This window comes from Schleiferilactobacillus shenzhenensis LY-73 (assembly GCF_000469325.1).
Classification (GTDB): Bacteria; Bacillota; Bacilli; order Lactobacillales; family Lactobacillaceae; genus Schleiferilactobacillus; species Schleiferilactobacillus shenzhenensis.
In genome coordinates this window covers 157,641-163,814 of the sequence record NZ_KI271582.1, presented here as the reverse complement: position 1 = coordinate 163,814, position 6,174 = coordinate 157,641, and the positions used below count along the sequence as shown (strand labels likewise).

Below are 6,174 nucleotides of genomic sequence, written 5' to 3'. Positions count from 1 at the left end.
CCCACCACGTTCCAGCCCGTTTTGCCGGAGCTTGCGGAGCTTTGGCACGGCGTCCGGGTAATGTGTCCACAGCGTCCAGCCCCAATCTGCGGAGCCCGGAGTCACCCGGGTCCAGCGAGAAACCCTACTCCGCCTGTTCTCCATCCTCCGGTACAACGGACACTTCCGCAGCCTGCGGGCCGTTTTTACCCTCGACCACCACGAACTGTACTTTCTGACCCTTGTGCAAGGTCTTGTACCCCGCATCCACGATGCCGGTGAAGTGGACGAAGATGTCGCCCTCGGTCGGTGAAGTGATGAAGCCGAAGCCGTGGTGCTCGTCGAAGCTCTTAACGGTGCCGTACAACATGGTTGTCCCCTGCTTTCTCATTACGCTTCCAGACCGGTCTTCTTCGTCTCCGGGAAGGCGGCTGCGACAATCTTCGCACAACGGCCGCAGAGTTCCGGATAGTCCGGATCCACGCCGATATCTTCCCGGGTCATCCGGCACCGCGGGCAGACGTCGCCCGGTGCGTGGGTGACCACGATGGCCGCATCCTCATAACTGTCGGCATCCGCCGGCCGCTGGGCTTCCGGCGACTCAACGGTCAGTTTAGAAACGATCAGCAGCTGGCGGACGTTGGTGTTCAAGTCGCCCAGCAGCTTCGCCAGGTGAGCGTTGGGATAGACCGTCACGGCCGCTTCGAAGGACTTGCCGATCGTCTTGGCGTTACGCGCTTCTTCTAGAGACTTCAGGACTTCGTTGCGGAAGTGCATAAACTCGTCCCATTGCGCCAGCGTCTCGGTGCTGTCCGGATACTGCTGAACGACCGGCATGTCCGCCAACGCGGCATAGTCTGTATCCTCCTTCAAGAAGGTCCAGACTTCCTCCATCGTGTAGGGCAGGATCGGTGTCAACAACCGGGTCAAGGCGCTTAAGGCGGCGTACATCACCGTCTGCATCGCCCGCCGCTGCGGCGCGTCGGCTGCTTCGATATAGACCACGTCTTTGGCGAAGTCCAAGTAGAAGGCTGACAATTCGTTGGTGAGAAAGGCGTTGATCGTCTTGAACACCTTGGCAAAGTCATACGCCTTGTAAGCATCCAATGAGGCGCGTACGACCTCATTCAGCCGCAGCATCAGGTACTGGTCCACAGTACCGAGTTCACCGAAGGGCAGCGTGTTCTTCTTCGGGTCAAAGTCGGTCGTATTGGCCAGCATGAACCGCATCGTGTTACGGATCTTCCGGTAACTCTCGGCAGTCTGCTGGAGAATGCCCATGGACACCGGGACGTCGGCACTGGCATCCACAGAAGCGACCCAGAGCCGGATAATGTCAGCCCCCATCTTGTTGGCCACATCGGTGGGCGAAATGCCGTTACCCGCGGACTTGCTCATCTTGTGCCCTTTGTCGTCCATGACAAAGCCCTGGGATACCAGCTGACGGTACGGCGCGTGGCCCGTGACGGCAACGGCAATGATGATGCTGGCGTTGAACCAGCCGCGGTACTGATCGGATCCCTCTAAGTACAAGTCCGCCGGGTAGGACAGCTCCGGCCGCTGGTTCAGAACCGCCTGGCTGGAAGAGCCAGAGTCGAACCAGACATCCATAATGTCCTTTTCCTTGGTGAATTTACCGTTCGGGGAACTGGGATGAGTGAAGCCCTCCGGCAGAAGGTCCTTGGCCTCGCGCTTGAACCAGACGTTGGAGCCGTACTTGCCGAAGAGATCCGCGACGTGTTTGATGGTCTCGGGGGTAATGATCGGGTCGCCGTTTTCTGCATAGAAAATCGGCAGCGGTACGCCCCACGCCCGTTGACGGGAGATGACCCAGTCGCCGCGGTCCTTGATCATGTTGTACAACCGGGTCTTGCCCCAGTCCGGCAAATAGGTAATCTTATCGATCTCGTCCAGGATCTGCTGGCGAATCGGGTCAATGGACGCAAACCACTGGGTGGTCGCCCGGAAGATAACGGGCTTCTTGGTCCGCCAGTCATGGGGATAACTGTGGGTGAAGAAACTGAGCTTGAGTAAGGTGCCGTTGGCCTTCATCTTGTCCGTGATGACCTTGTTGGCATCGTCGTAGAACATGCCCTCAAAGCCCGGTGCTTCCTTGGTATACCGGCCTTGAGCGTCCACTGGCGAAAGAATCGGCAGGTGGTACTTCATCCCGACGTTGAAGTCGTCCGTCCCATGACCCGGGGCGGTATGAACCAGCCCGGTCCCTTCGTCCAAGGTGACGTGGTTGCCCAGGATCAGCAGCGACGTCCGGTCATAGAACGGATGCTTGGCGGTCATGTACTCCAAGTCCGTGCCCTTGAAGGTCTTCAAGACAGAAACGGTCTTCCAGCCCAGGGTTTCTTTGACGTAGTCCAGACGACCTGCGGCAACGACATATTTCTTCCCGTCGGCATCCACTTGGACGTAATCAAACCGGGGGTTGGCGGCGATGGCTTCGTTCGCCGGCATGGTCCAAGGGGTCGTGGTCCAGATAATGAAACTGGTATCTTTGTCCAGCAGGCCTTTGCCGTCAACGACAGGAAAGGCCACGAAAATTGACGGCGACTTCACGTCGTGATATTCCACTTCTGCTTCGGCCAACGTCGACTCGGAAGACGGGGACCAGAAAACAGGTTTCTTCCCCTTGTAAATGAGCCCCTTCTCAAACATCTTGCCAAAGACGCGAATCTCTTCTGCTTCATAGGCCGGGTGCAGCGTGACGTAGGGGTGATCCCAGTCGCCCAAGACACCGAGACGCTTGAAGCCGTCCCGTTGCAGATCGATCTGGCTGGTCGCAAACTTGGCACACAGTTCACGGTAGGCGGCGAGGTCCATCGTCTTGCGGTCAACGCCTTGCTTGGTCAGCTGCTGCTCAATGGGCAGACCATGGGTATCCCACCCGGGGACGTAAGGCGCCCGTTTGCCGTTCATGGCGTTGAAGCGGACGATGATGTCCTTACTGATCTTGTTCAGCGCGTGGCCCATGTGGATCTCACCGTTGGCAAAGGGAGGGCCGTCATGCAGGATAAAGGTCGGCTTCCCCTCATTTTTCTTTTGAATCTGCTCATACAGGTGGTTATCTTCCCACCCTTTTTCCCATTCTTTTTCTCTGACAGGCAAGTTCCCGCGCATCGGGAATTTGGTCTTGCCCAAGTTCAATGTTTCTTTGATCCGCATTTCGTCGCGTCCTTTCTGAATGTGTACGTGGTGCTGAGGGGGTGCCTCTTGAAACTGGGCGGGGTCCGCCATAAACGCGCTGCGCGGCAGCGGCCATAAACGGGCTGCGCCGAGCAGAAGCTAGGGGCTAAGGCTGAGCAAGGGCAAAACCTAAGCCCGGGTTTTTCCCTTGCTCAGCCTTAGCCCTACGCTTCTAACCGCTCGGCTCCGCCCTCTGTACAAAAAAAGACCTACGTCTAGGACGAAGATCTCGTGGTACCACCTATTTTCGGGAGTGCTGGCTCCCCTCTGGTTGATGGATAATGGCATCGCCCGATATCCGTGACTGATCGCGCTGGGAAGAGGGCCTGCCGACCTTTCACCTGGTGTCGGCTCGCTGCAAGGATCTTCCGTGCGTACTGGTTCACATCTGCTATCTTACTAACAAAAACGAATTACTTGATCCCTTGATGGGTAATCGCACCGTTGTCGGGGAACTCAATGACTGGACCGTCGTAGGGACTGCTGGCGGTGAAGTAGTCAGGATCGAGGCCGTCGGCGCCCGAACCGTTCTGCCCGGGTGCGGGAGCGGTAGTCTCTTTTGGGCCGTCACCCGCCGCCGGATGGGGCTGGGCTTCGGGATCCGGGTTGGGAATCGCTGGCCCGTCATCTGGTGCCGCCGGTTGGGGCGTACCCTCTTGGCCGTCCGCAGCTGGCTCCTGCTGCGGTCCCTGGGGATCTTGGGGCGCCACCGGGGCTGCTCCGGAACCGTAGTCAGGAGCGCCTGCGGGGATGCCGTAATCAGGCCCGCCAGACTGACTCTCATCGAAGTTTAAACTATTCAGTTGCGGATTGTCAACCGCAGGGTGACTGCCATCCGGCAGCGCGTGCCGGCCATTTTGGCCGTTATCATCCGCCAGCAGGTCATGCCACTCGGGGCTCTTGACGATTTCCAACTGCGACTCCAGCATCACTTGCAGACGTTGGCGGAAGATCCGGGTCTGCTTCTTCAGCTCGCCCGTCTCTTGGGTGATCTGGCGGGCCCGTTCTGATGCTTCTTGGAGAATATGGTTGGCTTTGTCGGTGGAATCATCCACCATCGTCCGCGCCTGCTTCTCCGCTTCGCTTTGGATGATGTTGGCTTCCCGCTGGGCATTGCTTTTGACCCGATCTGCCGCATCCTGAGCAACAATAATCGACTGGTTCAGCGCGTCTTTCAAATCCGTGAAATACTGGACCTTATCATTGGCATCCTGCAGCTGTTTTTCCAAATCGGCATTTTGCTTCAGCACGTCCTGGTAACTGCTGATGACCTCATCTAAAAAAGCGTTGACTTCATCGGTATCATAGCCCCGCAAGCGTTTATCAAATTTTTTATTATGAATGTCCAACGGCGTCAGTGTCATGGTTATCCCCTCTTCAATTCCATTATGTGCGCTACTTGCGCAGTACGTTGACGGTCAGTTTAATCCGACCCTTTTTGGTTTGCCCGGCTGAGGCGGTGATCTGAATCCGCCCGAACCCGCGAACAGAAATGACGTCCATCAACCCCACATTAAAATCCGGTTTGGTGAACGGCTCCCAGTTGACCTTGACCTTGTCGCCTTCGATCAAACTCTTCGCCCGCTGCCGCGACATGGCATACACTTCGCTGATCAGGGCGTCCAGCCGCAATGAGGATACGGTGGCCGTTTCCGGCGCCCAGGCGTCCTTCGGCGTAATCAGCTGCGTATAATCCGCCGGTACCAGCTGAACGTTGATCTTGCCCACTTTCGTAATTTCATTTTGGACATAATCTGCCAGGCTGGTTTCGGTGAAGAACTGCCAGGTCTCCCCGTCGGTCATAATATCGCCAAAAGCATCCCGCTTTAAACCGGAGTGCGTCAGCGTGCCCAAAATTTGAGAATGACTCAAGGTGGCAAACTTCTGCGGATACTTCACCGTGAACAGCTGAACGGCGAAGTCATCCTGTTCCGGCGTGAAATATTCCGGGGCGATGATCCCCCGGCGCCGCTCGGCCGCTTCGTAACCGCCATTGAAGAAATAATGCACGATGTCGTGCTGACCGACGATTTCCTCAACAATGAACTGCTGCCGGGGATCCAGGAAATCGGTCAGAATCGGCCGGTATTCCACGTTGGCCCGTTCCATCCAATCGCCAACGCTGTCGATGAATGGGGCTTCTTCCTTACGGAAATGCTGATACACAGTCGCATCCATGATGACTTTTACTCTCCTCTTGTGGCCTTGCTAATAGCCGCTGGCCAACCGCAGCAGCCATTGCAAGATAATCGTAATGCCCTGCCCAAACAGTGCCAGAACCCCAATCGCCACTAAGGGGGCAATGGAGATTCCAAACAAGGGCGGGATGAACCGGTTGAAGAAATTCAAATACGGTTCGACCACCCGGGCGATCAGGTTCCCGAACCAGGTGTTGAAAACGGCGGGAATCCAGGTTAAGAGCGCATAAATAATGATTAATGCCCCGTACGCCTGAATGCCATACCCGATGATCTTGGCTAAAATCACAATAAATTCGGCCACGCGCAGCACCTGCTTTCTGAAAGTCTAGTCGTAGTCCGTGTCAAAGTCGCTATCGCTGCCGCCCACCAGGGAGGCAATATCCCCGTCCACCTGAAACCGGGGCGGGGTCACGAGGAAGATCTTGTCCCCGACCCGCTTGATCTCACCGTGGATGGCAAACGCCACCCCGGTCAAGAAATCGACGATGCGCGCGGCGGAAGACGGATCCACCGAATCGAAGTTCACGATCACCGCGCGGTTATTAAGCAAGTGATTACCAATCGTCTTCGTATCGGAATATACCCGGGGGGCAAACAAAACGATGCGGCTGGCGGTTTGAGGCTTGGCGTTCAACGCAATCACATTCCGTTCGTCCGGCGCACTGCTGCTCCCGGTGGGATGATTCGGGGCCGGCTTATCGGTTTCCGCCGGGGTATCGTAATCATCCTCCGCCACCCCGAAGAAACGATTCAATTTATCAAAAGCCATGGGGCCTTCCTCCTTTCAAGAAAGCTG

Annotated in this window: 6 protein-coding genes; all 6 read right to left on the bottom strand. The window is 56.7% G+C overall.

Annotated features, from left to right (window positions below; translation table 11 throughout):
* Positions 1–124: 124 nt before the first annotated feature.
* Positions 125–349 (bottom strand): cold-shock protein, encoded by a 225-nt coding sequence (locus L248_RS00765; RefSeq protein WP_022528111.1) that lies wholly within the window; start codon positions 347–349, stop codon positions 125–127.
* Positions 350–369: 20 nt separating this feature from the next.
* The gene (gene ileS / locus L248_RS00760) at positions 370–3,156 is read right to left on the bottom strand and encodes an isoleucine--tRNA ligase (RefSeq protein WP_040534155.1); all 2,787 of its coding nucleotides are present in this window, start codon (positions 3,154–3,156) and stop codon (positions 370–372) included.
* A gap of 434 nt (positions 3,157–3,590) precedes the next feature.
* On the bottom strand, positions 3,591–4,541 hold the full coding sequence (locus L248_RS14990; protein WP_022528109.1) for a DivIVA domain-containing protein: 951 nt from the start codon (positions 4,539–4,541) through the stop codon (positions 3,591–3,593).
* Between the two features lie 31 nt (positions 4,542–4,572).
* On the bottom strand, positions 4,573–5,355 hold the full coding sequence (locus tag L248_RS00750; RefSeq protein WP_022528108.1) for a YlmH family RNA-binding protein: 783 nt from the start codon (positions 5,353–5,355) through the stop codon (positions 4,573–4,575).
* 30 nt (positions 5,356–5,385) lie between these two features.
* Positions 5,386–5,679, bottom strand: a complete 294-nt coding sequence (locus L248_RS00745) for a YggT family protein (RefSeq protein WP_051999810.1) — start codon at positions 5,677–5,679, stop codon at positions 5,386–5,388.
* Between the two features lie 24 nt (positions 5,680–5,703).
* The gene (locus L248_RS00740; RefSeq protein ID WP_022528106.1) at positions 5,704–6,147 is read right to left on the bottom strand and encodes a cell division protein SepF; all 444 of its coding nucleotides are present in this window, start codon (positions 6,145–6,147) and stop codon (positions 5,704–5,706) included.
* Positions 6,148–6,174 lie beyond the last annotated feature (27 nt).

Coding starts and splice junctions, on each gene's coding strand:
- L248_RS00765 (WP_022528111.1), bottom strand. CDS start 349: ATGTTGTACGGCACCGTTAAGAGCTTCGACGAGCACCACGGCTTCGGC.
- ileS (WP_040534155.1), bottom strand. CDS start 3,156: ATGCGGATCAAAGAAACATTGAACTTGGGCAAGACCAAATTCCCGATG.
- L248_RS00750 (WP_022528108.1), bottom strand. CDS start 5,355: ATGGATGCGACTGTGTATCAGCATTTCCGTAAGGAAGAAGCCCCATTC.
- L248_RS14990 (WP_022528109.1), bottom strand. CDS start 4,541: ATGACACTGACGCCGTTGGACATTCATAATAAAAAATTTGATAAACGC.
- L248_RS00740 (WP_022528106.1), bottom strand. CDS start 6,147: ATGGCTTTTGATAAATTGAATCGTTTCTTCGGGGTGGCGGAGGATGAT.